Below are 23,094 nucleotides of genomic sequence, written 5' to 3' on the forward strand. Positions count from 1 at the left end.
GCCTAAGTATGACCCTCTAAACACGTTTAATTTATCCCATTCACAGACTAAAATCAATAGTTGAAAAAGGTACTTTACGGAATCGATTGCGGCTTAAGTATATTGATATCCAGTAATTTGGGGTGTTAATAAAAAACGCCTGACTACCCGGGAAGTTGAGATATTCCATGGGGAAGCCAGGCGATTACTGAAAATTTTATTCACATTCCTTTTTCAAAAAAAAACAGCCTGTGAACAAAATTTCCAATTTTGATTTTATTGATTTTGATTTAGACTTGCGGCGGTTCCCAACCCTTTTCATACGTTCGGGACCAAAGTTTCATTGCTTCGCTGGAGTTGGTAATTCTACCTGATGAAGAGTCGCATTCCAAGAGCTCTCCGGTACGATATCCGATATTGGCCAGGTGGCACATCAATGAACTGATGGCACCTTCCTCGATATTGGAATTTTGCTTTTCGGTTCCTCTCACCGCATTGAAGAAGTTGACCACGTGAGTGGTACTCATATCTCCTCCACCACCCAATGCTGTACCTGCCTCCGAGCCGCTAGAGCTGCTGTCTTTAATCAACTTTCCTCCCCGGTCATAGTGTTTATAGCCATTTCTGTTGACAAAAACGCTTCCCTCTGTCCCAAAAATGATAGTACCTCGATCCGAGCCATAGGTGCTGTAAGCGTTTCTACTTTTTCCATCCCAAATGATGGTCGATCCATTTTTAAATTTGAATGTAGCCTCCATTGTATCGTACATCGTCCAGCCGTCATTGGGATAGTGTTCTTTTGCCGCATCGACGAATACTTTCTCCGGATAGTCCACCTGAAGGGCCCATCTTGCCACGTCTAGTTCATGGGTGGCGTTATTTCCGGTTTCCGCAGTTCCATAGTCCCATCCGTACCAGTGCCAGTTGTAATCCCACGTATTATGCATATAGGGTTTCCGAGGTGCGGGACCTTGAAATAATTCCCAGTCCAATCCATCCGGCACAGGGGCAGGAGAGGGATTGACTACCTCGCCTCGGGCATTGGAATAAAAAGCAACTGCTTTATAGGCCTTTCCGATGGCGCCGTTGTGGATGGCTGTAATAATCTCCTTACTTTCTGGAGCGGATCGTTGTTGATTTCCCATCTGGACCACCTTGTTGTATTTCTTTTGCAAAGCGATCAGAAGCTCTCCTTCGCGAGGATTATGAGAACAGGGTTTTTCCACATACACATGTTTTCCCCGCTCCATGGCTAGCCAGGTTCCCGGTGCATGCCAATGATCGGGAGTGGCATTGATGAGGACATCCAAATCCTTGTCCTCCAATACTTTGATGATGTTTCCTTCCAAGGTAGGTTGATAGTCAATGTGTTTTGAAAAGTTCGATGCAGCATTAGTCATTTGTCGCTGCATGACATCGCAGAGGTAAAGCAGGTTTACATTGGAAGATTTCAAAGCAATGGGCTCATAAAAAGCACCTAATCTTCTTCCCAGTCCCGCGATTGCCACATTGAGTCGATCATTTGCTCCCAGTATTTTCCCATATGATTTGGCCGAAAAACCCACAGCTCCCAGCGCAGAAAGTCCGAAGGTGGCAGCCGTGCTTTTTTTGATGAAATCTCTTCTGTTTTGATGTTTCATGATTATTCGGGTGGTTAGTTTAAGGTTTTGATTTTGATATTCTTGAAGCTTACTTCATTGCCGTGATCTTGAAGCAAAAGATGGCCTTCGGGGGCTTGACCAAAGTTTTCCCAAACCTTGTATTTGCTGATTTCAACCAAGTCTTTGAATTCTTCTGATCCACGGACATAGTCTAGGACTTTGATGCCGTTGAGGTAATGCTCCACTTTGTTGTCTGGATACACGACAATTCTCCCTTTGTTCCACTCGCCAATAGGTTTGAGGAATCGATCTTGTTTATCGGCTTTGATCAAATCATAAAGTGAAGCTAAAGTCCGATTTCCATCTCTACCCATTTTGGCGTCGGGATGTCTTTCATCGTCTAGAATTTGATACTCCAACCCAATTGCCGATCCGGTATTTTCCTCTTCCAAAGTGACAAAATATTTCACGCCACTATTGGCTCCTTCGGTGAGCTTGAATTCAAAGGCAAAGTCAAACGCACTGAATTCTTCGGTTGTGACAATATCGCCTGCATTGGTCGATTCTCCGCCATCGGATTCGGCTATCGTCAAAATCCCTTCGTTTACCGACCAGCCAAAATCTGGGAAGCTGTCTTGGTAGGCACCCACCCATCCTTCGGAATTTTCTCCATTGAATAGCAATCGCCAGCCTTGATTTTTTTCATAATCGGTCAATTCGTTAAGCCGGTTATTGACCACAAAAATATCTTTTTGAAAAGGGGTTGGCTCCAGATTTTTGGTTTTGATTCGAATGTTTCGGAAGTAGGTTTTATTTCCGGCATCCTCGGGATTAGAAATGCTATGGACTTGAAGCCCAATAAATCCGCTTTTATCCATATGATCTACGACATAGGCGACTTCTTGTCCATTGAGCCAGGTTTTGATTTCATCGCCAATGACTTCGATTCGATATTGATTAAATTCTCCCAACTTGAAAGCCTTTTTGGCTTCAGGATTAAGCTCCAAGGGATAAAGCCATCCTCGTCTGGCCTCATCATACACGCCGGCTGACCAACCTCGATCGCTGGGGTCAGCCTCGATTTGATAGCCATAAACTAAACCATTACCATCCCGAGCTTGGGAATCAAATTGGCCTCGTGCCATCACTCCAGAGTTAGAGGTTTCATGCTCGACTTTTAGTTCGAGTTCCAAAATAAAGTCTCCAAAACTTTCTTCGGTGATTAGAAAAGTATTGGGAGATCCGGCCACAGCGGATCCGACAATTTCACCATCCTCCACTGTGAATTTGGCCGTTCCGGCAACTGCTTTCCAGCCAGTCAGATCCTTACCATTGAATAAATCTTGCCATCCATCAGTTGACGTTTCGGGTGCAGCGCATGTCAACATCAAAGAAGATAGCCAGACAAGAAGAAATTTAGAGTACAGTTTTTTCATGGATTTTTTTGCTAATTCATTTTCTAAATTCAAGATTTCAGTCCACAGCTACAAATTGCCATTCCTTGAAATTACGCAATCGTTTGCGGGTTTCCTTATAAAATTATTGGAATTGAGAATGAATAAGGATTTAAGGGAAAGCTGAAATAACTACTTTTGCATATGCTTGATTTTAATCAGAAGGAAAAAGTCTTTGTCACCTGTAAAGACCGTTCGGTGTCTTATTTGGAAAAGGAAATTCGAGAGTTGGGTTTTGTGCCTGATTCAGTCAGTAGGACGGGAGTAGAAATAAGGGCCTCCTTGGAAGACTGCATGGATTTGAACCTGCATCTGCGGACGGCTTCTCATGTGCTTTACGAAATTAAATCATTTTACCTTCATCATGCAGATGATATTTACCGTCGTATGAAAGCGATTCCCTGGGAGGAATATTTGGATGTGGATGGGTATTTTTCAGTTAATTCGGTGGTGGATAATGAATCGGTGACCACTCCGCTGATTGTCAATGTAAAAGTCAAAGATGCGATCGTAGATCGTTTTCGGGAGAAGTTTGGAAGAAGGCCTGACTCGGGTTCTGATTTTAACGGCTTGGTTTTTCAGGTTTTTTGGAAAGAAAATCACGCCAATGTCTACCTCAATACTTCTGGCGATACGCTGGCCAAACATGGCTATCGTAAGATACCGGGCAAAGCTCCGATGATGGAGGATTTGGCTGCCGCTACCATTTATGCCACCGAATGGAATACCCGAGTTCCTTTTATTAATCCCATGTGTGGCTCAGGGACTTTGGCCATAGAAGCCGCACTTATGGCGACTAAGAGATATCCGGGGCTATACCGAGATCATTACGCCTTTCAGTTCATTTTGGGATATGACCCTATGGCCTATGAGGCTAAAGTGAACAAATTAAAAAGTAAAATCACTGAAATTCCCGAGCTTAAAATTATTGCTTCCGATATTTCTTTACAGGCCATTTCTTTTGCTCAGGAAAATGCCGCCACCGCAGGTGTCGAGCACATGATTCAATTTGAGATCTGCGATTTTGCCGACACTCCCATTCCCGAAAAACCAAGAGGAGTAATTGTGTTTAACCCTGAATACGGGGAACGATTGGGTGAAGAGACCGAACTGGAAGAAATTTACAGGCGCATGGGGGATTTTATGAAACAAAAATGTGCAGGATATCGAGGCTATATTTTTACCGGAAACATGCAACTGGCTAAAAAAGTAGGCTTAAAAGCAAGTCGTAGAATTGAGTTTTGGAACGGGACGATTGATTGTCGTCTTTTGAAATATGAGCTCTATCAGGGATCGAAAGCCGATTAGAGTTTGAACCGGAAGCCTGAATTTTGAAATTCAGGCTTCCGATTTTAAGGGGTTACTGATGCTCATCCCGAAGTAAATCATTGACAGTTTTCACCGGATTGAAGGTAATTAGAGGGACTTCCACGAATATCGTGTTCCATCCAGACATGGCTCCATTCCAAAGCCCTGGCAATTCTAATGCTTTCAATTCCCTGCCGCTTTTGGATTTTTCAGTTATAAATCCAGTTTGCATATCTCTAAATGCAAGGAGGTCAAATTTCTCTCCTTTATAGTTTTTGGTTCCACAGACCAAATCCACTGGATTAAAATGCGTGGCAGCGTGTAAGTGAGCTTTGGAAACTGGATCGTTCATATCGATTTGAGCAGTTTCCAGAATCTGTAGGGATTGACTTCCGTCTTCTTCTAAAATCCAAAATGGTCCGCCTCCCGGTTCCCCCGTGTTTTTTACCATACCGCAAATCCGAATCGGACGATTCAGTTTCTTTTTTAAGAATTTGGCCTGGTCGACCTCCCGCTGTGAATCAAAGTCAGCGGGAAGCTTGGCTCCCAAACTTTCAGTGAAAACCTGCTTGGCTTTTTCTAGGTGTTGAGTTGAAATCTCAAGTTCTAAAGCGTTTAGGGTCTCAAACACCTCGTTTTGAATCTCCAGCAAAACTCCTCCAATCGCTATTTTAAATTTCGTGGTTGTGTCTTTCAATCGATCAGGAACCACATTGTCAATATTTTTGATAAAAATGAGATCGGCGTCGATATCGTTCAGGTTTTCAAGTAGGGCTCCGTGTCCTGCCGGTCGGAATAAAATACTTCCATCCTCTTCGATAAAAGGCTCATTTTCTAGGGTTACGGCAATGGTATCGGTGGATTTTTTTTGCTGTGAATAGCTGATTTCAAAATTCAGTCCTGATTCTTCCTTTAAATCAGGAAGGATACTGGAGATTTCTTGTTTAAACTTCTCCTCATGTTCGGGGGAGACGGTAAAGTGAATTTGAACGGTTTTGCCTTTTCCTACTGCGTATTGCATCCCCTCAACGAGATGCTCATGGGCTGGGGTCCGCTTGCTGTCTCCATAGCTGTGAAATCGTAAAAGCCCCTTGGGAAGACTGCCATAGGCCAACCCATCCTCTTGTAGGAGGGTGGCGATAATCTCTTTGTAATCCTTTCGGTCCAGGCAATCGGAAATGCTGGTTCCTTTTTCACGAAGGGCTTGATCCAATTCGGGATAAAAGGCAAATTTTTCGATTTGATTGATGAACTTTTGAACAAAGGGACTAGCTGATAAATTCCCGTTTCCTTCCAAGAAAGAAAACAAATCCTTAAACATTCGAGAGGCAGCACCGGAAGCAGGAACAAATTTGACCACGTCAATTTTGGCCGCTTTTTCCGGATAGGAGTTCAGGTGTTTTTGGATTTCCTCCTCGCTTAAAACCTTTATTCCTTTATTTGGGGTGGCCGGTCCGGTTATTTTCAAAAAGGGGAAGCCCTTTTTAAAGCTTTCAATTTGTTGAGAAATGAGCTCTGGATTCATTCCTTGAGCGATTATTTGAGATTCTAAAGTTCGGTTCATGGTTGATGATTGTTGTAAAAAACCTAATATAATTCACCGGACTTGCTATCTCAATAGATCAGGGGCTTTTTTTCAGAAGCCTAGCTCTTGATTGGTGTAAATTGGATTTGGCTACCGACATTTTTTTGTGCTAAGCGGGATAGGTCTTTTTCAGCAATCTGAAAAATTCTCGGATAGCCTCCTGTGACCTGAGCATCTTGTAACAAGGCAATCAACATTCCGCTGGGAGTTAACTGAACCGTGCCCGGATATACGGGCACCGTAACGATGGAACCTACAGAGTTTTCAAATGGACTGTCTAGCTGGATTCCCATCCGATTTTTCGCTGCGGATAATTTTAGGGGAAAGTGAAGTATTTCAGCTTTAATTTTTTCCGGTAATAATTCCCATTCAGGACCAAGGTACACTTCAATATGAGTTGCATTGAGGTAGGATCGGTCAAATACCGGCTTGGCTCGGAGGTTGGGTATTTCCTGATTGGTGTAATACAGTAGGCTGTCCCCCTTTGAAAATTGACTTTTGGGAGTAATCCCTTCGAAGAAACTTCTAGAACCCAAGCTTAACTCGCTTTGAAAGCCTTGTTTGATCCCAAGGTAAAGTAGGGCTCCCTGTTTAAATGCCCCAACCTCAAGTAGACTATCTTCGGGTAGTTCAATCAGACTGGGATTTAAAAGCTGAACACCATTCAATTTAATGTTCGCTGAAGCACCTGCCAAGCAGATCAGGGTAGGAAAGGGAAAGTGGATGGCGAATCCTGGCTGAGTAATTTCCAGTACTGCGGCATTTAATGGGTTTCTCAGAACAAGATTGACCCATTGAAAGGCTTGTTGATCCAGCGGACCAGAATTGGGAATGCCAAATTCTCCCATTCCTTTTCTCCCTTGATCTATGATTTTTGATCCGGGACCTGTTTTTAGGATTTTTGCAAATGCTGGATCTCGAATCATCTTAGAAGTTGGGGTTTGAACTTCCTAATCCTATCAAATTCGCTTTTGTCAATGGGTCTAAAAACGAGTTGATCTCCGAGTTGGAAAGCGACAGGTGGACTTGAATTTGGGTCAAATAAAGGGATGGGTGTTCGGCCAATAATGTGCCAACCTCCGGGACTTCGTTGAGGGTAGATTCCGGTTTGATTTCCTCCTATGGCTACAGAACCGGCAGGAATAGCCCGATCGGGTTGGGATTTTCTAGGCATTGCCAAAATGGGATTCATTCCCGATAAATAGGGAAAGCCAGGTAAAAAACCGATAAAGTGAATGCGATAGCTCGCCTGAGAATGATATCGGATTACCTCATTCACCGCTAGGGATTTTGCTTTTGCCAAAGCGTTTAGATCGTACCCAAATTCTGAATCGTAGCAAACCGGAATTTCCCAGGTTCTGTCGGGTAGTGGTTGAGAAACAAGTTCCAGATCATCTAAAAATGGAATGATTTCGGAATGGAAAGTTGGATCTGCCCAGCGGATAGTAAGGGTTTGATATCCACTTCGTATTTCTTCAATTTTGGATGAAAACGTTTGTTTGATTTCAGAGATCAAGTGTATTTTGATCCCCAAGAGTTGATCTGTAGCGGCTTGCTCCCAAAACAACTCGGAGAGTGTTGGGCTGAGGACTCTCAAAGAGGGCTTTAATTCCACCATTTTGCTCTGATTTTAGGGAGAAAAGCGAGAATCCCGGGATTGTCACCATGAAAGCAGAGGGTATCGGCAAAAATAGGGAGCTCTTTTCCGGTATTACTTAAGATTACTCCCTTTTCTACCATCGGTTTTAAATGGGCCTCCACCTGGGCTAATTCAGTAAAAAGTGCGTTTCTCTGGGTACGGGAAAGCAACAAATAGTCGTCTGTATAGGCCCTGTCTCCAAAAAGCTCACGTTTGATTGGGATTCCTTTTTCGATAGCCTTTTTCTCAATTTGGGAATATGGTGGAACCAAAAGCGGAAAGCCGGAAAAACGTTCTGCTAAAAAGCCACAAAGGCTTGCCGCCAAATCCGGATTTTTAGCAGCGTCAGTATACAAGGCACCATGAAATTTGATATGATCCATGGAAATGGCCAAGTCTTGGGAAATGGATAAAAATAAATTGATTTGATTTTCGATACTTTGGATCAGATCTCTGGGCTTGATGGAAAGCGAGATTCGTCCAAAATTTTCCCGATCTGGATAGGAGGGATGTGCGCCAACTTTTATGCCGGAAAGTTTACAGTGTTCGAGGGTTTGACGTATACTTTGCTCATCGCCATAGTGCCCTCCACAGGCAACGCTGGCAGTATCAATAAAAGGTAAAATAAGTTCTTCTTGGACGATCCCTTCGCCTAGGTCACAGTTGATTTCAAGCACGGTTTAATTATTTTACAGCTGTCGATTCAAGATACAAAAGTTTTGGATCGAGTGGAGAAATAGGTTTTCAAAAGCCAAATTTGACTTGAATTTTACCAGTTCTTAAATTTGGATATGTTTCACTTAAATCAATCATCTACATGGGAAAAGGAGATCTGAAAACCAAAAGAGGAAAGATTAACCGGGGAACGTTCGGCGCTAGCAGACCCAAAACTGAAGCCAACAAGAAGACCAGGAGGGAGCGAATGGCTTTGGATAAAAAAGAGTAAAAGTAAAGGGGAGTTTCGGCTCCCTTTTTTACAAGTTATTGTAATACTTGATTAATTCGTTGAGTTGTTTGAAATCTAACTTTCCTTTTGAAAGCCGTAGATGATGCATGATGGCTAGGGATTTTTTCATCCGACTTTCAGGGTTTTTTACCTTGACTACCAAATGAATCAAACTCCGTTGTTTTCCTGGAGTCAATCGGTTAAAGTACATTCGGTCTTCCTCGTCCTGGTCCATTAAAACTCCAAATTCTTCGGGCATTTCCAACCCGAATTCACTTTCATCTTTTTCCAATCGGACCCTAACTGCTGAACCTTCCTCAAGTCGAAGTTTTTCACGAATCTGCCGATTGACCATCAGGTACCAATAGTGTTTTGACTTGATCAAGGCCATGTGAAAGGGACCCAAGGAATCGATCCAAACGAGCACTCTTCGATGGTCTCGATCAATGAATTTTGTGGCAATTTGGTCTGAAACTGCCAGATGATACTGCCAGTGATTAAAGTCAAACTTTTGGATTATGGCTTGAAAGCTTTCCATTACATTTTTGATATTGCTTGGTGAAGTAGCTATCTTCCCTTCTTTCTTGCGACTAAAATACAATTTTCACTGATGAATATCCGATCAAAACTTCCCAATACCGGAACGACAATATTTACGATTATGTCCCAGATGGCCAAAGATGAGGGAGCGATCAATCTTTCTCAAGGCTTTCCGGGATTTGATGCGGATCCTCAACTCTTGGACTTGGTTTCAAAATACCTCAAAAAGGGTGTCAACCAGTATGCTCCCATGAGCGGAATTGAACAGCTACGTGTGAGTTTAGCCGAGAAAACAGCGCATTGCTATGGGTACCTACCGGATTTTCAACACGAAATCACCATCACATCAGGCGCAACCGAGGCGCTCTATGCTGCCATTAGTACTGTGCTGAGATCTGGGGACGAGGCCTTGATTTTGGAGCCGGCTTATGATAGTTATGAAGCAGCGGTGATTTTGAATGGAGGCATACCGATTCATATTCCCTTAAAAGAAAAGGATTTTTCAGTCGATTGGGATCGTGTTCGCTCCTCGGTCTCCTTTAAAACCAAATTAATGATCATCAACAGCCCACACAACCCCACAGGCTATGTGTGGACCGCAGAAGATTTGAAGCAGCTTGCTGAGTTGATTCGAGAGCGGAATATTTTTATAGTCAGTGATGAAGTCTATGAGCACATTACTTTTGATGGACGTCAACATCTATCCTTGCTTTCAACTGAAGAACTTCGGCAAAAAACCTTTGTCTGCGGCTCATTTGGAAAAACTTTTCATGTGACTGGTTGGAAAGTGGGATATTGTATCGCACCGGAGGCACTCAGTAAAGAATTTCGTAAGGTTCATCAGTTTATTACTTTCAGCACCGTGACTCCCATTCAATATGCCTTGGCCGAATATTTAGCCAATCCAATTCATTATGAGTCCCTTGCTAGCTTCTATGAAAGCAAGAGGAATTTGTTTCTGGAAGGGATAAAGCAAACCGATCTTAAATTTAGCGCCACGCAAGGGAGCTTTTTTCAAACCGTCAGCTATGGTCATTTATCCGAAATTGGGGATCAAAAGCTCGCCGAACGGATGTGTAAAAAACTAAAAGTGGCTTGTATTCCAGTTTCTTCGTTTTACCATGATGGTAGGGATAATCAAATCCTCCGTTTTTGTTTTGCCAAACAGGAAGCCGAACTGGAAGAAGCATTGAACCGACTTCACCGTCTAGGGGAGATCCTATGATCCAGGGCCAATCGGGGTTTCATCACAATCCACATCTCCGACAACATACTGAAGACCATCCAAATAAAACTGGAGGAGTTTTGGATTTTCAAAACTTTGGGCATTGTGGGAAGGAGATGCATAGAATACTTTTCCTTTTCCTTCAGGGCGAATCCAAGCGACATAGGTTCTTTCTGGTGGATCAGCTTGGCCATTTCGTAGGCTTTGGATTTCCGAATTTTTGAAGTAAAGCAAAGGCTTAAAATCCCCTTTATTGTAGGCGTTTTTATAGAAATAAGGCTCATCCACATGCTCAAATCCTGTTTTTGGAAAGGCTTGGACCAGTGGATGGGTTGCGTCCTGCAAATACACCCGCAGGGTTTGCTGAGGCGGATGATAATCAAAACTTCCTCCAATCAATTCTCCGAATTCGGTAGAAGAGTTTTGAGTGGTGATTCCTCCATGGAGTACCATTAATCCACCTCCGGCAGAAACAAAGTCAATGAGATTTTTTTCCAACTGCAAGGCCTTTTTCATTAATGTAACTGAGTCTTTATCTGATTCTTCGGTGAGTTTGTCCCAAAACAAATTGCGGTGATCAGGCTTGGAACAGGTATTGTTAAGAATGAGCGCATCGTAATTTTCCAAGTTTGCTGCTTCAAATTCCTTGATGTCTTTACTGCTAATCATTTCAAAAGCCCCGCTTTTTTGGCCGATGATCCTGAGCATTTCTTCGGTATGAGGGATGACCCAGTGTTCAAATCCGGTATGGAGTGAAAAAATCAAAACACGTTTTTTACCAGAACTTTCAAAGGTCGGTTTTTTTGGAGCTAAATCTTGGATTTTCGTTTTCCAAATTTCATCCAAGGGCACTTTTTGAAGATCTTGAGCGAAAGCAAGACTGGTCAAAGAAAGGAAAACGATTCCGTAGATTAAGGCATGTTTCATAGCTAACAAATTGGTTAATAAAAGGAATTTGTTCACCAAAGTCATAACTTCAGAGGCAAATCCCAAGAAGTAGAAAATTTTATGGTTATCAAAAAGATTTTATTTGGCGTGCAGTTATGGCTTGGGTTTTCTTTTGTGGTGATGGGTCAAACCGTGGAAATACTAGATACTCCGACAGGAATTGAATTTTGGGTGAATTCCAATCCCGTATTGACTTATCGCACTGCAAAGGCGGAAGTTCCAAAAGGTCAAAAAGAAGCTTTTGCCCTTTCTGGATTTATCCATCCCCTTCAAACCCTGAGTGGACAGGTTTTGACTCGGATACAGCCAACTGACCACTACCATCATTATGGCATTTGGGCGCCTTGGACCAGGGCAACCCTGGAAGGAAGAACCATTGATTTTTGGAATTTGGGCGATGAAAAAGGAAGGGTGGAATTTGCTGGGATTTTAAAGAGAAAGGAAAATCAGCAGAGAGCCCTTGTGACCGTTCGACAAAATCACCTGGATTTAACTGCCCTTGGCCAAAATACTTTAGTCTTGGAAGAAGACTTGAGTATCGCGTTGGAGCCCCTTGATTCCAATCGCTATTTGCTGGATTACCAGCGAAACTTTTGGACTAAAATTCCATCAGGGGTGACCTTGGATCAATACCGTTACGGAGGGGGGATTTTTATTCGGGCTGTGGAAATTTGGGGTTCAAAAAATAGTCAGATCCTTACCTCTGAGTTCAAAACCCGAGACCAGGCCGATGGTACCCGAGCCAAATGGATGATGGTCAGCGGAGTAAGTGGTCATGAATCAGGAAAAAGTGGGATTTTATTGTTGAGTCACCCTAATAATCATTCCCATCCTGAGCCTTTGCGGGTTTGGCCGTCGGATTCTAACCAGGGAGAGGGAAATGTTTTTGTTGGTTTTACCCCTACAAGAGAAGCGGAGTGGAAGTTGGGTTTTGGGCAAAGGTATAGCTTAAATTATCGGCTGATTGTCTTTGACGGAGAGCTAAGTGTGGAGGAAGCGGAAACTTTTTGGTTAGATTTTGTGAAGACCACTGGAATTATTGATCGGTAAATGTGTTATCACTAAGAGTATGTTAACCTTTCAAAGAAGAGTTTAGGATTTAAATTCCTGAGAAGGCCAGTCATGGAATTTGAATTTGATCGTTTCAAACAGCTATTTGCTTTTTGAGTTAATCTTATTGAATCTATTTTTATGAAATCTGCTTTAAAAACTTTTGAACAGCAAAAACCAACCGTAGCCATAGCTGGGGCAGGTGGATATATCGGTCGCTGGTTTATCCATCAATTCAAGGATAAGTACCATATCGTTGCACTCAGTCGGAAAAAGGTCAAAAAAAATCCGCATCCTCAAGTGGAGTGGAGGCAGGTGGAATTGTATTCGATTACCAGTACGGTAGAGGCACTCAATGGGGTGGACGTGGCCATTTATTTGGTGCATTCCATGAATGCGTCGACGCGATTAAACCAGGGAAGTTTTGAAGATACAGATTTATTGCTTGCAGATAATTTCAGTAGAGCTGCGGCCTTGAACCATGTTCAGCAAATCATTTACCTGGGTGGATTGCTTCCCGATGAGCCGGAGAGTAAGCTTTCCCGACATTTGAGGAGCCGATTGGAAGTAGAACAAACTTTGGGCTCTCGTTCTGCCAAGCTCACCGCTTTGCGAGCTTCAATTATCGTGGGTCCGGGAGGTTCGAGTTTTGATATGATCAAAAATCTGGTCAGAAAACTGCCCGTACTGATGTGTCCAAAATGGACCGAATCCGAAACTCAACCCATTTCGCTGAGGGATACCCTTGATATCATGGATACCTGTATCGGTAATTCTGATGTTTTTGATCGGGTGATCGAAATCGGAAACCCTGAGGTAATGACCTATCGAAGCATGCTCGAACGTACCGCCCAGGTGATGGGAAAGAAAAGACTGGTATTCTCTGTTCCTGTTTTTTCATTGGGTTTGAGTAAACTCTGGGTGGGAATTTTTGGAGAAAGCCCTCCACAGTTGGTTTCGCCTTTGGTCGAAAGCCTTCGCCACACGCTGACCGTTACCCCGGAGTTTTCGTTTAAAGAAAAACAGATCGATTACCTGAGTTACGAGGAAGCAGCAGATATAGCTCTAAATTCTAAAGAAAACCCGGTTTTACCGGTGTTTTATAAGAAAAAAGGAGTAAAAAATACCGTTCGTAGCATTCAGCGAATGAGTAATAAAAGTGGACTTTCGGCGACTTGGGTGGCCAATCGATACAATATCTGGTTGCCTAGTTTTTTCAAATTCCTCATCAATGGAAAACGAACTGAAACAGGGGACATTGGCTTCTACCTTTGGTGGGGTAAAAAGCCCATGTTGCAATTGACCATGATTCCAGATCGTAGTGACAAGGAACGTCAACTTTTTTACATTACTGGGGGATGGTTGGTCAAGCGGTTTGATTACGGTTGGCTGGAGTTTAGAGGAGTTTTGGGGGGAAGGTATATACTGACTGCTATCCATGAGTTTGTCCCCAGATTGCCTTGGTACATTTACATTACCACTCAGGCAAAATTTCATCTTTGGGTGATGAATCGATTTAAAAAATACCTAGAAAGAAAAGTAGATTGATTAACTTTTGGACAATTCAACCAAAACTAAATCCAACTAAATAAACCAGACAATTCAAGATGAAAACTGTAAAATTTGAAAATGGAGACCGCCTCCCAATTATCGGATTAGGTACCTGGAAAAGTAAACCTGGAGAAGTTCGACAGGCTGTTTATTGGGCCTTGGAGGCCGGGTACAGGCATATCGATTGCGCTAAAATATACCAAAATGAAAAAGAAGTAGGTCAAGGCTTGGCAGATGCATTTGCTGACGGCATAGTGAAGCGTTCGGAGGTTTTTATTACCTCCAAACTGTGGAATGATTGCCATCGCTATGAGGATGTTGGACCTGCTTTGGATACTACCTTAACCGATCTTCGCTTGGATTATTTGGATTTGTATTTGGTGCACTGGCCGATTTCATTTAAGCATGGAGTAGGGTTTGCCTCTCATCGAGAGGAATATTATACCTATCAGGATGTACCCCTGACACAAACCTGGCAAGCCATGCAAGAACAAAAAATTCACGGCAAAACCAAGCATATCGGGGTTTCAAATTTTAATCAAACTAAGCTCAAAGAACTTTTTGCCATGGAAGGGCAGAGGCCTGAAATGAATCAAGTGGAAATGCATCCCTATTTGCCACAGGATGGGTTGGTGAAATTCTGCAAAGAAAATGGTCTTCTGATGACCGCCTATTCTCCTTTGGGTTCACCGGATTCGAGATCCGAAAAGCATCAAGGTGATCCAAAGTTACTCGAAGATCAAACCGTGAAAAAAATTGCTGAAAAGCATCATGCCACTATCGGTCAGGTATTGATTGCTTGGTCTATTTCTCGGGATATTGTGGTGATTCCAAAATCTGTCAATCAAGGCAGGATAAAAGAAAATCTAAAGGCTGCAAACCTGGAGTTGGATCAGGAAGACCTTCAGGCCCTCAGCCACATTGGGACTTCTCACCGATTTGTAGATGGCAGCTTTTTTACCGGACCTCAAAGCCCTTATCAGTCTTCGGATCTCTGGGATAGTTGATCCGAACAGACAAACCAATAAATGGAAGGCCCTCTCTAATTTAGAGTGGGTTTTGCATTTTAATCCTCAATTTCCAAGGCATCAAGTATTTCTGCCAACTCGTCAAAATCTTTCAGCCCTGGTTTGATTTCCTCTCCGCCGGCAAGAGCAATTCCTTTTAATTCAAGTTTATGGGGAAGGTTAATTACTAAATCTGGCTGAAGGTTCCCACCAAGCAAGATAGGTAGTTGCGTAGCCAGTCGATGAAGATCTGCTTCTTGGGATGCTGTTAAAGTGCGGTCATCTGTATAAACATGTAAGAAAATTTGGTGAGCCTGAATGTCTTGGATCATCCCTTCACTTAATTCTGAAATTTCTCCAATTGAAATTTTCAAAATTCCCTTTATTCCAGATTTTACAAGGGTGAAAAGGGTTTGAATATCCGAATGCTCCACCCAGCTGAGGTCCGGGTAATTTTCAATGACTTGATGGATTTGCGAAGCATCTAATTTTTCAAATTCTCCGATAAAATCAGGTCCGGAAACCCATCCGGTTATTTCTTTAAATTGCTGTGGACTTACGTATTTGGAAGAGCTTTCCTCCAGTTCAAAACCCAATAAATCCACGTACATTCCTGCACAATACCGAGCGTCACTGAGATTGGTAATTCCGCTGATTTTTACAAAAGTTTGGAGTGCCATAATGGTGATTTTAAAACAAAGGTAAAAACTCAGTCTTGACCTGTCCTAATAAAATTGGAAATTGCTTAGATTATTCTTTTCGGTTTTTTCATATAATCCTTCTATTTTTAAAAATACGTTCAAACTATGGATCGATTTAAGGCTTTCTTTTATGGTATCGTTTTGCTGGGTTTTGTTTCCTGCCAGCGAGAGGTAGAAGCTCCGGATTTTGAGCAGGGTTATGATTTTCAGCCCTTACTGGTGGGAAGTACCTGGACTTATCAGGTAGATGAAACCATTTATTTTGGCGAAAATGATGCGGAAGACTTCTCATATTCTATTCGGGATCATATTCGGACTATTTATGTCAATGATGCAAAAGAACAGGTTTTTGTCCTGGAAAGGTATCGATCTGCTGACCAGGAATCTTGGGAATTTGTCCAGGAATATACCCTGTTGGTCCGAGCTGACAAATTGATCCGGACGGTCAATAATCAGCCTGAAGTCATCCTTGACTTTCCTCTTATTGAAGGGAAAAAATGGGATGGGAATTTATACAGAAATGCCAGGACCGATGAATACGAGCTTCAAGTGATATCCTCCTCAACAACAGATAGTCAGGTTAAAATTCTTCAAGAAGAAAGTGATGATGAGATTACCTTTCGAGACAATCGATATGAAGTATTTGAAAAGGGAGTTGGACTGGTCGAAAAATATGCCGAGGTGTTGACCTATTGCTCGAGGAACGATTGCTTAGGTGAACAATTAATCGATTCAGGAAGTAAACTACACATGAATTTACTGTCTTATGAGCGTCAATAGGATACTTTTTGCATTCGCGGGGCTTGTACTTTTTGCCTTATCGGCAAATGCTCAAGACCGATACGCGATTTTTTATAAATATAAGCCTCAAGTGGATTTAAGTTTGAACAATCCGGAGGCATTTTTGACCGAAAAAGCCTTACTGAGAAGGCAAAGAGAGGCTATTCCGCTAGACAGCACAGATCTGCCCGTTTCTGCGCGCTACCTAGAGACTATTCAAGAAAACGCTGTGGCTGTTTTGTATCATACCAAATGGCTCAATGGCTCGGTTGCAGTGTTACAAGCAGAACAAGTTGAAGCCATTTCTTCTTTGCCTTTTGTCGAAAAGGTAGAGCTGATCGGATATGGTTTCAGTAGCCCTCCCCTCAATGAGCGAATGGGGATTGGATCAATTCTCAATGCGAAACTTTCATTTAATGGGGAAAAGAGGAAAGCCGCACGGATATTGAAAGCCCTGGAATTGCCTACCGATTTTCAAAACCAACTGCTTGGCATTGACCGGATGCATGCCGATGGTTTTAGAGGAGCAGGTGTAACCATTGCCGTTTTTGATTCGGGCTTCCCTGGGGTCAATACCAGTTCAGCACTGGGTCATTTGGTTGCCAATAATCAAATAATCGGATCAATTGATTTGGTTAGACCATGGAACCAGAATGTATTTATCGATAACCAACATGGAACCAATGTGCTTTCTGTAATTGCCAGTAATGACCCCGAAAAATTTATAGCAGCGGCACCTGAGGCAAATTACTTATTGGCGATCACAGAAGAGGTGGCTACAGAATATCGAATAGAGGAGTATAATTGGTTGAGAGCTGCCGAGTATGCAGATTCTCTCGGTGTGGATATTATCAATAGCTCACTGGGGTATAATAATTTTTTCGATGATCCGGCCATGAATTATACTGCTGATCAAATCGATGGCCAAACGGCAATTGTAAGCCAGGCGGCCAATTTTGCTTCCAAAAAGGGGATTCTGGTTGTGGCAAGTTCGGGAAACGAAGGCCCCGGAGAGCGCTCTATTTCTCCTCCTGCGGACTCTCCCTTTGTTTTATCCGTCGGTGCGTTGAATCAGGATTTGGAACCTTCCTCTTTCAGTTCACGAGGGCCTACGGCCGATGATCGAATCAAACCGGATTTGGTCGCTTTTGGAAATGGTACGGCAATCATTCGAGCCAACGACAATGTGGGATTTGCAAGCGGGACTTCTTTTTCAGCTCCCCAAATTACAGGCTTGGCAGCTGGGCTATGGGAAGCCCGGCCTGAGTGGACTCGGGCACAATTAGTTGAAAATTTACTGCGATCTGCTAGCCATGCTGAGAATCCTGATTCGGTCATTGGCTACGGAATTCCTAATTTTTGGGACGCCTACTATGGAGAAATTTTGGATGTGGAAGAGGAAAAAGAAACGGAAGTATCCAAAATTTATCCCAATCCCTTATATGGAGACGAGCTTTTGTTGGACTATGGGGCAGGGTTAGTCTATCAGGTCGAGTTACTGGATATGAGTGGTAAAATCGTATGGAAAACAAAGGTAGAACGAGAAGATGTAAAAAGTCCCTTTAGAATGGATGTTACCGCGATCAAGCCCGGGTTGTATCTCCTCCAAGTCCAAGACGCCAAGTCAATTAAACGCACCAAGCTATTTAGGTATTGATCCGTTTTGGCTTGGCAGCAAAATTTTATTTGTTTTGCAGATAATTTACCCCTTTATGCCAACTAAAATAGCCCCCTCCATTCTGGCTTCTGATTTTGCAAACTTGCAAAAAGAAGTAGAAATGCTCAATGCTTCTCAAGCAGATTACATTCATGTGGATATCATGGACGGTGTTTTTGTTCCTAATATTTCCTTTGGAATTCCGGTGACCGAAGCCATTGCCAAACATGCCAAAAAGCCCTTGGATGTCCATTTGATGATCGTAGATCCGGATCGTTACTTGGAGGCTTTTCGAAATGCGGGAGCAGAAATTATTACAGTTCACTACGAAGCTTGTACCCATCTGCATCGCACGATTCAAGGAATCAAGCAATTGGGAGCCAAGGCGGGAGTGGCAATCAATCCCCACACGGCGGTAGATCTTTTGGAAGACCTGATTGAGGACATCGACTTAGTATGTGTGATGTCGGTTAACCCAGGCTTTGGAGGGCAAAAGTTCATTGAAAATACCTACCAAAAAGTAAAAAAGCTCAAAAAATTGATCATGTCCAAAGGAGCAAAAACCCAAATTGAAATCGATGGAGGAGTGAACCTGCAAAATGCTCCGGACTTACTAAAGGCAGGGGCAGATGTTTTGGTAGCAGGAAGTTTTGTGTTTAGTTCCCCAAAACCCATCGATACGATTGCAGAACTCAAGCAGCTTTATTAGGGGAGAGGGTGAACCATTTATCCTAAAAATCCTTAATTCGAATGAAAAACCTTGATTTTTTGAGTATTGGCTAGTTTATTGCAAACTTAGATTAAACTAAACTCACGATTGATTATGAAAAAAGTATTGCTATTTGGAGTGTTCTTCGCATTGTTCGGTATGTCTGCATTTGCTCAAGAAGAAGAAGCAGCGGCCGAACCCGTAACGGATGAGGAGCTTACGCAGTATGCGACTGTAGAAGTGATGACCTCTTTATATGTGGAGGATAAAACCGAAGAGTTAAGAAATATGATTCTTAATAATGAGGTCATCGATGGCGGTGCTCGATACAATGAAATCAAAGCAGCCTGGGGGGATGATGCCAAAATGGCGGAAGCTGAAGTTACTGAAGAAGAAAAAGCAGCGTATCAAGTCATTCTGGATTTTCAAAATTCGCTTCAGCAGAGTGTGGTTGATTATAAAACAAAATTAATCACCGACAGTGATGTGATATCCGTGACTGTCTATAACAAAGTATTGGCTGCTACCAAAGAAGATCCGGCAGTAAAAGAAAAATTGGATTCCATGGTTCTTGAAATCAAGGAACAGAAAGATGCAGAGCGAGCTGCTGCCAAAGAAGATGGAACGACAGAAGCTTCAGAAGACGGAAAATAATAATTAAAATTCATTGGTTATTGAATTGTAAAAGCTTCCCGTTTTGGGAGGCTTTTTTTATACTTTTACACTGGAACGAAACTTGATACGTTTTTAATTTATGAAAAAATCTATGCTAATTCTCGGTGGAATATTCCTTTTGATCAGTACGGGATTGTTTGCTCAAGAGGATGATATTTTCGGTATTACTACCAAAGCTAAAAACCCTAAGAGTGAATCCGCTGTGGGTAATATTTTCAGGAATGTACTCGAGCAGTTTGCCTTAGAACTCTCCACGGGCGCGGCCTATCATCAGTTTGGGACAAGTTTCTATTCAGAAAGGCCAGAAAGTTATTTTATATCGCAATTTCAAAATCTAGAGGAGCCACTCGATATATCAGAGGAAAATCCTTTGGACATGAAAAGCCAAGACTGGGCCTTTCCTATTTTTAATGCCGGACTTCGGATCAATGTTTTCAATATCATCACCATTGGTGGGGGCTATGGACAAGAATGGGGCAACCTGAGCCCTATGAGAGGGCAGAATTGGGAAATTCCCTTTGAAGGGAGTACCTATCAAATCAGTAAGCTCTATGGTACCCTAGGATTGATTCTCTGGGATGCCAGTAAGCGGGCAAAATACTTACAATGGAGATACCGAAACTATGCCTCTGCCAATCTGTACATGCAATCCGAATTGCGTCAGCGGGTGAGACAAGTTTATCCTTGGCGGGTAATCGCTGAGGCGGAGTTTGGTCAGTTAACCTTAAAAAACGCCTTTGATCCTTCTTTGGTAACCGGAGGGACTCCCTATACTCCGAGATTAGCTGTGGGGGAAGAACCCTATTATGGAATTGGATTACGCTTGGAGCGGGATTTTTCCGAATACACCAAGTTTTTCGTGAAAGGAGGCGTAGAATTCAGGGGATTTACCTATGCCTCTTCAGATTACTCAGAGGTGCAAGCCATTGATCAGCAGGTCTATGCCATGCAAGTTGGGTTTTCTTTGCGGATTCCGGGCACCAAACGATGCAAAATCGGAGGTTGTGGGGTAGTGATGAAGCATATGCACAATGGCATCGAATATCGGGGTAGTGGAATTTTCAATTTACAAAACCGAAAAATTGGACAATGGTATTAATCTGTTCGTAAGCTATTTTTACCATCACATTCTCTTTTCAAAAGCACCTCCTTTTTACTATCTTGCGGCCTTATCATACCCTGTGAATAGCATACTATGGCTCAAGGAGAACACGAGAACATTATTCCCATTAACATTGAAGAGGAAATGCGCGGTGCCTACATCGATTATTCGATGTCGGTTATTGTTTCAAGAGCACTTCCAGATGTCCGAGATGGACTGAAACCCGTTCACCGAAGAATCCTCTTCGGAATGCAAGAATTGGGCGTATTACATAACAAACCGTATAAAAAATCTGCTAGAATCGTAGGGGAAGTACTTGGTAAGTATCACCCACATGGGGATTCTGCCGTTTACGAGACGATGGTCAGGATGGCTCAGCCTTGGTCCCTTCGCTATCCACTAGTGGATGGGCAAGGTAACTTTGGTTCTGTCGATGGTGACAATGCTGCGGCCATGCGATATACCGAAGCTCGACTTCGCCGTATCGCAGAGGAGTTACTTGTGGACATCAATAAAGAAACGGTTGATTTCCAGTTCAACTTTGATGATTCACTTAAAGAACCCATCGTACTTCCTGCTAAGGTTCCAGCGCTTTTATTGAATGGTGCTTCGGGAATTGCAGTAGGGATGGCAACCAATATGGCCCCACATAATTTAGGGGAAGTGATCGACGGGATTATCGCCTACATTGATAACAGAGATATTACCATTCCGGAATTGATGGAGCATATCATTGCTCCGGATTTTCCGACCGGAGGAATTATTTACGGGTATAATGGGGTAAAAGCCGCTTTTGAAACGGGGCGCGGAAGAATCGTGGTTCGGGGAAAAGCCAATATTGAAACCAAGGATAATGGGAATCGGGAAATGATCATCATCACCGAGATCCCCTACATGGTCAATAAGGCCAATATGGTGGAAAAAACCGCCGCCTTGATCAATGAAAAGAAAATTGACGGGATCTCGGCTATTCGGGATGAATCAGACCGTTCAGGGATGCGAATTGTGTATGAATTGAAGCGGGATGCCATTTCCAATGTGGTCCTCAACAATCTATACAAACATACCCAGCTTCAGACCTCTTTTTCAGTCAATAATGTGGCCTTGGTAAAAGGTCGTCCTCAAACCCTAAATCTTAAAGACCTCATTGTTCATTATGTGAGTCACCGCCATGAAGTAGTGATCCGAAGAACAGAGTACGAACTTCGAGAGGCAGAAAAAAGAGCGCATATCTTAGAAGGGTACTTGATCGCTTTGGATCATTTGGATGAGGTGATTGCTTTGATTAGAAATTCGGCTGACCCTGAAACGGCAAGAAATGGGTTAATCGAGCGATTTGAATTGAGTGAAATTCAAGCAAGAGCCATCCTCGACATGAGGTTACAGCGCTTGACAGGAATGGAGCGGGATAAAATTCTCCAGGAATACAAAGAAATCATGGCTTTGATCGAGGAATTGAAAGAGATTCTAGCCAATGAAGACAAGCGGATGGAAATCATCAAAACGGAACTTGGAGAAATGAAGGAACGTTATGCAGATGATCGTCGCACAGAAATCGAACACAATGCGGAGGATTTCAGCTATGAGGATATGATTCCAAATGAGGAGGTAATCATTACGGTCTCCCATCAGGGCTATATCAAACGAACCGCTTTGACCGAATACAGAACGCAAGGAAGAGGGGGAGTAGGTTCTCGTGGTGTCAGCACCAAAGAGGATGACTTTACTGAATATTTGTTCACTGCCTCGACGCATAATTACCTGTTGATTTTTACCGATAAGGGTAAACTATTCTGGTTAAAGACCTATGCGATTCCTGAGGGAAGCAAAACCTCCAAAGGTCGACCCATTCAAAATCTAATTAATATAGAGGTAGATGATAAAATCCGCTCCATCATCCAGGTGGACGATTTGAATGATCAAGATTACGTCAATAATCACTTCTTGGTCATGGTCACTAAAAAGGGAATTATCAAGAAGACTACCCTTGAGCAATACAGTAGACCTCGATCCAATGGCATTATTGCTTTGAATATCCGGGAAGACGATCAGCTCGTCAATGTGGATATGACCAATGGAAGTCAGCATATTGTCATCGCCGCAAAATCCGGGCGTGCAATCCATTTCCCAGAATCTGCCGTCAGGCCGATGGGAAGGACCGCCACTGGTGTAAAAGCCATAACCTTAACAGATGTTAAGGACTATGTCGTTGGCATGGTATGTGCGTCTGAAGAAAATGCCACCCTCTTGGTCGTCTCTGAAAAAGGATATGGAAAACGATCCAACCTTGACGAGTATCGAATCACCAACCGAGGCGGGAAAGGTGTTAAAGCGATGAATACCACCGAAAAAACGGGGTCCCTAGTAGCGATAAAAGAAGTGGTTGATTCCGATGATTTGATGATTATTAATAAGTCTGGAATCATTATTAGAATTTCTGTAGAAGCCTTGCGGATTATGGGTAGAGCCACCCAAGGAGTAAGATTGATTCGAGTAGGTGAAGGAGATGAGATTTCTTCCGTTGAAAAAATTTCTAAAGAAGAAGTAGAAGAAAATTCAGATTCTTCACAAATTGCAGACAATAATTCGGAAGAATCACCCGAAAACAACGATTAACCAAACAATAAAAAGATAAAC

General features: G+C 42.7%; 21 protein-coding genes. 12 read left to right on the forward strand and 9 right to left on the reverse strand.

Annotated elements, in window-relative coordinates; translation table 11 throughout:
* Positions 1-269 precede the first annotated feature (269 nt).
* A complete protein-coding gene (locus tag Q0L00_RS00255; RefSeq protein ID WP_297334845.1) occupies positions 270-1,619 on the reverse strand; it encodes a Gfo/Idh/MocA family oxidoreductase in 1,350 nt (449 codons plus the stop codon).
* Positions 1,620-1,633: 14 nt separating this feature from the next.
* Complete coding sequence (locus tag Q0L00_RS00260) at positions 1,634-3,016, reverse strand: DUF1080 domain-containing protein (RefSeq protein ID WP_297334846.1); 1,383 nt, start codon at positions 3,014-3,016, stop codon at positions 1,634-1,636.
* 162 nt (positions 3,017-3,178) lie between these two features.
* Between Q0L00_RS00260 and Q0L00_RS00265 the strand changes: the two genes are divergently transcribed.
* Positions 3,179-4,342, forward strand: a complete 1,164-nt coding sequence (locus tag Q0L00_RS00265) for a class I SAM-dependent RNA methyltransferase (protein WP_297334847.1) — start codon at positions 3,179-3,181, stop codon at positions 4,340-4,342.
* Between the two features lie 52 nt (positions 4,343-4,394).
* On the opposite strand, the gene Q0L00_RS00270 is transcribed toward Q0L00_RS00265, so the two are convergent.
* The 4 genes from Q0L00_RS00270 to Q0L00_RS00285 form a co-directional block, all read right to left on the reverse strand.
* Positions 4,395-5,906: a DUF4301 family protein gene (locus tag Q0L00_RS00270; RefSeq protein WP_297334848.1), complete on the reverse strand. Its 1,512-nt coding sequence runs from the start codon at positions 5,904-5,906 to the stop codon at positions 4,395-4,397.
* A gap of 80 nt (positions 5,907-5,986) precedes the next feature.
* Positions 5,987-6,853, reverse strand: a complete 867-nt coding sequence (locus Q0L00_RS00275; RefSeq protein ID WP_297334849.1) for a biotin-dependent carboxyltransferase family protein — start codon at positions 6,851-6,853, stop codon at positions 5,987-5,989.
* Complete coding sequence (pxpB, locus tag Q0L00_RS00280) at positions 6,850-7,545, reverse strand: 5-oxoprolinase subunit PxpB (protein WP_297334850.1); 696 nt, start codon at positions 7,543-7,545, stop codon at positions 6,850-6,852. Before pxpB ends, Q0L00_RS00275 begins: the two co-directional genes overlap by 4 nt.
* A complete protein-coding gene (locus tag Q0L00_RS00285) occupies positions 7,533-8,243 on the reverse strand; it encodes a LamB/YcsF family protein (RefSeq protein WP_297334851.1) in 711 nt (236 codons plus the stop codon). The genes pxpB and Q0L00_RS00285 overlap by 13 nt, the downstream gene beginning before the upstream one ends.
* 140 nt (positions 8,244-8,383) lie before the next feature.
* On the opposite strand from Q0L00_RS00285, the gene Q0L00_RS00290 reads away from it, so the two are divergent.
* Entirely contained in the window at positions 8,384-8,512 is a 129-nt protein-coding gene (locus Q0L00_RS00290; protein WP_297334852.1) for a 30S ribosomal protein THX, read from the forward strand.
* A gap of 28 nt (positions 8,513-8,540) precedes the next feature.
* On the opposite strand, the gene Q0L00_RS00295 is transcribed toward Q0L00_RS00290, so the two are convergent.
* The gene (locus tag Q0L00_RS00295) at positions 8,541-9,050 is read right to left on the reverse strand and encodes a YdeI/OmpD-associated family protein (RefSeq protein WP_297334853.1); all 510 of its coding nucleotides are present in this window, start codon (positions 9,048-9,050) and stop codon (positions 8,541-8,543) included.
* 72 nt (positions 9,051-9,122) lie between these two features.
* Here Q0L00_RS00295 and Q0L00_RS00300 point away from each other — a divergent pair, with 72 nt between their 5' ends.
* Positions 9,123-10,277, forward strand: a complete 1,155-nt coding sequence (locus tag Q0L00_RS00300; RefSeq protein ID WP_297334854.1) for a methionine aminotransferase — start codon at positions 9,123-9,125, stop codon at positions 10,275-10,277.
* On the opposite strand, the gene Q0L00_RS00305 is transcribed toward Q0L00_RS00300, so the two are convergent.
* Positions 10,272-11,204 (reverse strand): ThuA domain-containing protein, encoded by a 933-nt coding sequence (locus tag Q0L00_RS00305; protein WP_297334855.1) that lies wholly within the window; start codon positions 11,202-11,204, stop codon positions 10,272-10,274. The genes Q0L00_RS00300 and Q0L00_RS00305 overlap by 6 nt on opposite strands.
* Before the next feature lie 81 nt (positions 11,205-11,285).
* Here Q0L00_RS00305 and Q0L00_RS00310 point away from each other — a divergent pair, with 81 nt between their 5' ends.
* The 3 genes from Q0L00_RS00310 to Q0L00_RS00320 all read left to right on the forward strand — a co-directional run bounded on the left by Q0L00_RS00310 (position 11,286) and on the right by Q0L00_RS00320 (position 14,833).
* Positions 11,286-12,275, forward strand: a complete 990-nt coding sequence (locus tag Q0L00_RS00310) for a PmoA family protein (RefSeq protein WP_297334856.1) — start codon at positions 11,286-11,288, stop codon at positions 12,273-12,275.
* 141 nt (positions 12,276-12,416) lie between these two features.
* Positions 12,417-13,823 (forward strand): NAD(P)H-binding protein, encoded by a 1,407-nt coding sequence (locus tag Q0L00_RS00315; protein ID WP_297334857.1) that lies wholly within the window; start codon positions 12,417-12,419, stop codon positions 13,821-13,823.
* 59 nt (positions 13,824-13,882) lie between these two features.
* On the forward strand, positions 13,883-14,833 hold the full coding sequence (locus tag Q0L00_RS00320; protein WP_297334858.1) for an aldo/keto reductase: 951 nt from the start codon (positions 13,883-13,885) through the stop codon (positions 14,831-14,833).
* 59 nt (positions 14,834-14,892) lie between these two features.
* Here the strand turns inward: Q0L00_RS00320 and Q0L00_RS00325 are convergent, their stop codons facing one another.
* A complete protein-coding gene (locus Q0L00_RS00325; protein ID WP_297334859.1) occupies positions 14,893-15,513 on the reverse strand; it encodes a phosphoribosylanthranilate isomerase in 621 nt (206 codons plus the stop codon).
* A 126-nt stretch (positions 15,514-15,639) separates the two neighbouring features.
* On the opposite strand from Q0L00_RS00325, the gene Q0L00_RS00330 reads away from it, so the two are divergent.
* The 6 genes from Q0L00_RS00330 (at position 15,640) to gyrA (ending at position 23,073) form a co-directional block, all read left to right on the forward strand.
* Entirely contained in the window at positions 15,640-16,314 is a 675-nt protein-coding gene (locus tag Q0L00_RS00330; protein ID WP_297334860.1) for a hypothetical protein, read from the forward strand.
* Entirely contained in the window at positions 16,301-17,971 is a 1,671-nt protein-coding gene (locus tag Q0L00_RS00335) for a S8 family serine peptidase (protein WP_297334861.1), read from the forward strand. The genes Q0L00_RS00330 and Q0L00_RS00335 overlap by 14 nt, the downstream gene beginning before the upstream one ends.
* A gap of 55 nt (positions 17,972-18,026) precedes the next feature.
* On the forward strand, positions 18,027-18,680 hold the full coding sequence (gene rpe / locus Q0L00_RS00340; protein ID WP_297334862.1) for a ribulose-phosphate 3-epimerase: 654 nt from the start codon (positions 18,027-18,029) through the stop codon (positions 18,678-18,680).
* Positions 18,681-18,794: 114 nt separating this feature from the next.
* The gene (locus Q0L00_RS00345) at positions 18,795-19,334 is read left to right on the forward strand and encodes a hypothetical protein (protein ID WP_297334863.1); all 540 of its coding nucleotides are present in this window, start codon (positions 18,795-18,797) and stop codon (positions 19,332-19,334) included.
* Between the two features lie 100 nt (positions 19,335-19,434).
* Positions 19,435-20,454, forward strand: coding sequence for a hypothetical protein (locus Q0L00_RS00350; protein ID WP_297334864.1), 1,020 nt, complete (start codon positions 19,435-19,437; stop codon positions 20,452-20,454).
* Positions 20,455-20,550: 96 nt separating this feature from the next.
* A complete protein-coding gene (gene gyrA / locus Q0L00_RS00355; RefSeq protein ID WP_297334865.1) occupies positions 20,551-23,073 on the forward strand; it encodes a DNA gyrase subunit A in 2,523 nt (840 codons plus the stop codon).
* Positions 23,074-23,094 lie beyond the last annotated feature (21 nt).

The sequence above is a fragment of the Algoriphagus sp. genome (assembly GCF_024305035.1).
Taxonomy (GTDB): domain Bacteria; phylum Bacteroidota; class Bacteroidia; order Cytophagales; family Cyclobacteriaceae; genus Algoriphagus.

What these genes read in the sequence shown, in the direction of transcription:
- Q0L00_RS00290 (WP_297334852.1), top strand. Translation starts at nt 8,384, where the DNA reads ATGGGAAAAGGAGATCTGAAAACCAAAAGAGGAAAGATTAACCGGGGA.
- Q0L00_RS00350 (WP_297334864.1), top strand. Translation starts at nt 19,435, where the DNA reads ATGAAAAAATCTATGCTAATTCTCGGTGGAATATTCCTTTTGATCAGT.
- Q0L00_RS00270 (WP_297334848.1), bottom strand. Translation starts at nt 5,906, where the DNA reads ATGAACCGAACTTTAGAATCTCAAATAATCGCTCAAGGAATGAATCCA.
- Q0L00_RS00260 (WP_297334846.1), bottom strand. Translation starts at nt 3,016, where the DNA reads ATGAAAAAACTGTACTCTAAATTTCTTCTTGTCTGGCTATCTTCTTTG.
- Q0L00_RS00310 (WP_297334856.1), top strand. Translation starts at nt 11,286, where the DNA reads ATGGTTATCAAAAAGATTTTATTTGGCGTGCAGTTATGGCTTGGGTTT.
- Q0L00_RS00330 (WP_297334860.1), top strand. Translation starts at nt 15,640, where the DNA reads ATGGATCGATTTAAGGCTTTCTTTTATGGTATCGTTTTGCTGGGTTTT.
- Q0L00_RS00345 (WP_297334863.1), top strand. Translation starts at nt 18,795, where the DNA reads ATGAAAAAAGTATTGCTATTTGGAGTGTTCTTCGCATTGTTCGGTATG.
- rpe (WP_297334862.1), top strand. Translation starts at nt 18,027, where the DNA reads ATGCCAACTAAAATAGCCCCCTCCATTCTGGCTTCTGATTTTGCAAAC.
- pxpB (WP_297334850.1), bottom strand. Translation starts at nt 7,545, where the DNA reads ATGGTGGAATTAAAGCCCTCTTTGAGAGTCCTCAGCCCAACACTCTCC.
- Q0L00_RS00255 (WP_297334845.1), bottom strand. Translation starts at nt 1,619, where the DNA reads ATGAAACATCAAAACAGAAGAGATTTCATCAAAAAAAGCACGGCTGCC.
- Q0L00_RS00275 (WP_297334849.1), bottom strand. Translation starts at nt 6,853, where the DNA reads ATGATTCGAGATCCAGCATTTGCAAAAATCCTAAAAACAGGTCCCGGA.
- Q0L00_RS00265 (WP_297334847.1), top strand. Translation starts at nt 3,179, where the DNA reads ATGCTTGATTTTAATCAGAAGGAAAAAGTCTTTGTCACCTGTAAAGAC.
- Q0L00_RS00300 (WP_297334854.1), top strand. Translation starts at nt 9,123, where the DNA reads ATGAATATCCGATCAAAACTTCCCAATACCGGAACGACAATATTTACG.
- Q0L00_RS00320 (WP_297334858.1), top strand. Translation starts at nt 13,883, where the DNA reads ATGAAAACTGTAAAATTTGAAAATGGAGACCGCCTCCCAATTATCGGA.
- Q0L00_RS00325 (WP_297334859.1), bottom strand. Translation starts at nt 15,513, where the DNA reads ATGGCACTCCAAACTTTTGTAAAAATCAGCGGAATTACCAATCTCAGT.
- gyrA (WP_297334865.1), top strand. Translation starts at nt 20,551, where the DNA reads ATGGCTCAAGGAGAACACGAGAACATTATTCCCATTAACATTGAAGAG.
- Q0L00_RS00315 (WP_297334857.1), top strand. Translation starts at nt 12,417, where the DNA reads ATGAAATCTGCTTTAAAAACTTTTGAACAGCAAAAACCAACCGTAGCC.
- Q0L00_RS00305 (WP_297334855.1), bottom strand. Translation starts at nt 11,204, where the DNA reads ATGAAACATGCCTTAATCTACGGAATCGTTTTCCTTTCTTTGACCAGT.
- Q0L00_RS00295 (WP_297334853.1), bottom strand. Translation starts at nt 9,050, where the DNA reads ATGGAAAGCTTTCAAGCCATAATCCAAAAGTTTGACTTTAATCACTGG.
- Q0L00_RS00335 (WP_297334861.1), top strand. Translation starts at nt 16,301, where the DNA reads ATGAGCGTCAATAGGATACTTTTTGCATTCGCGGGGCTTGTACTTTTT.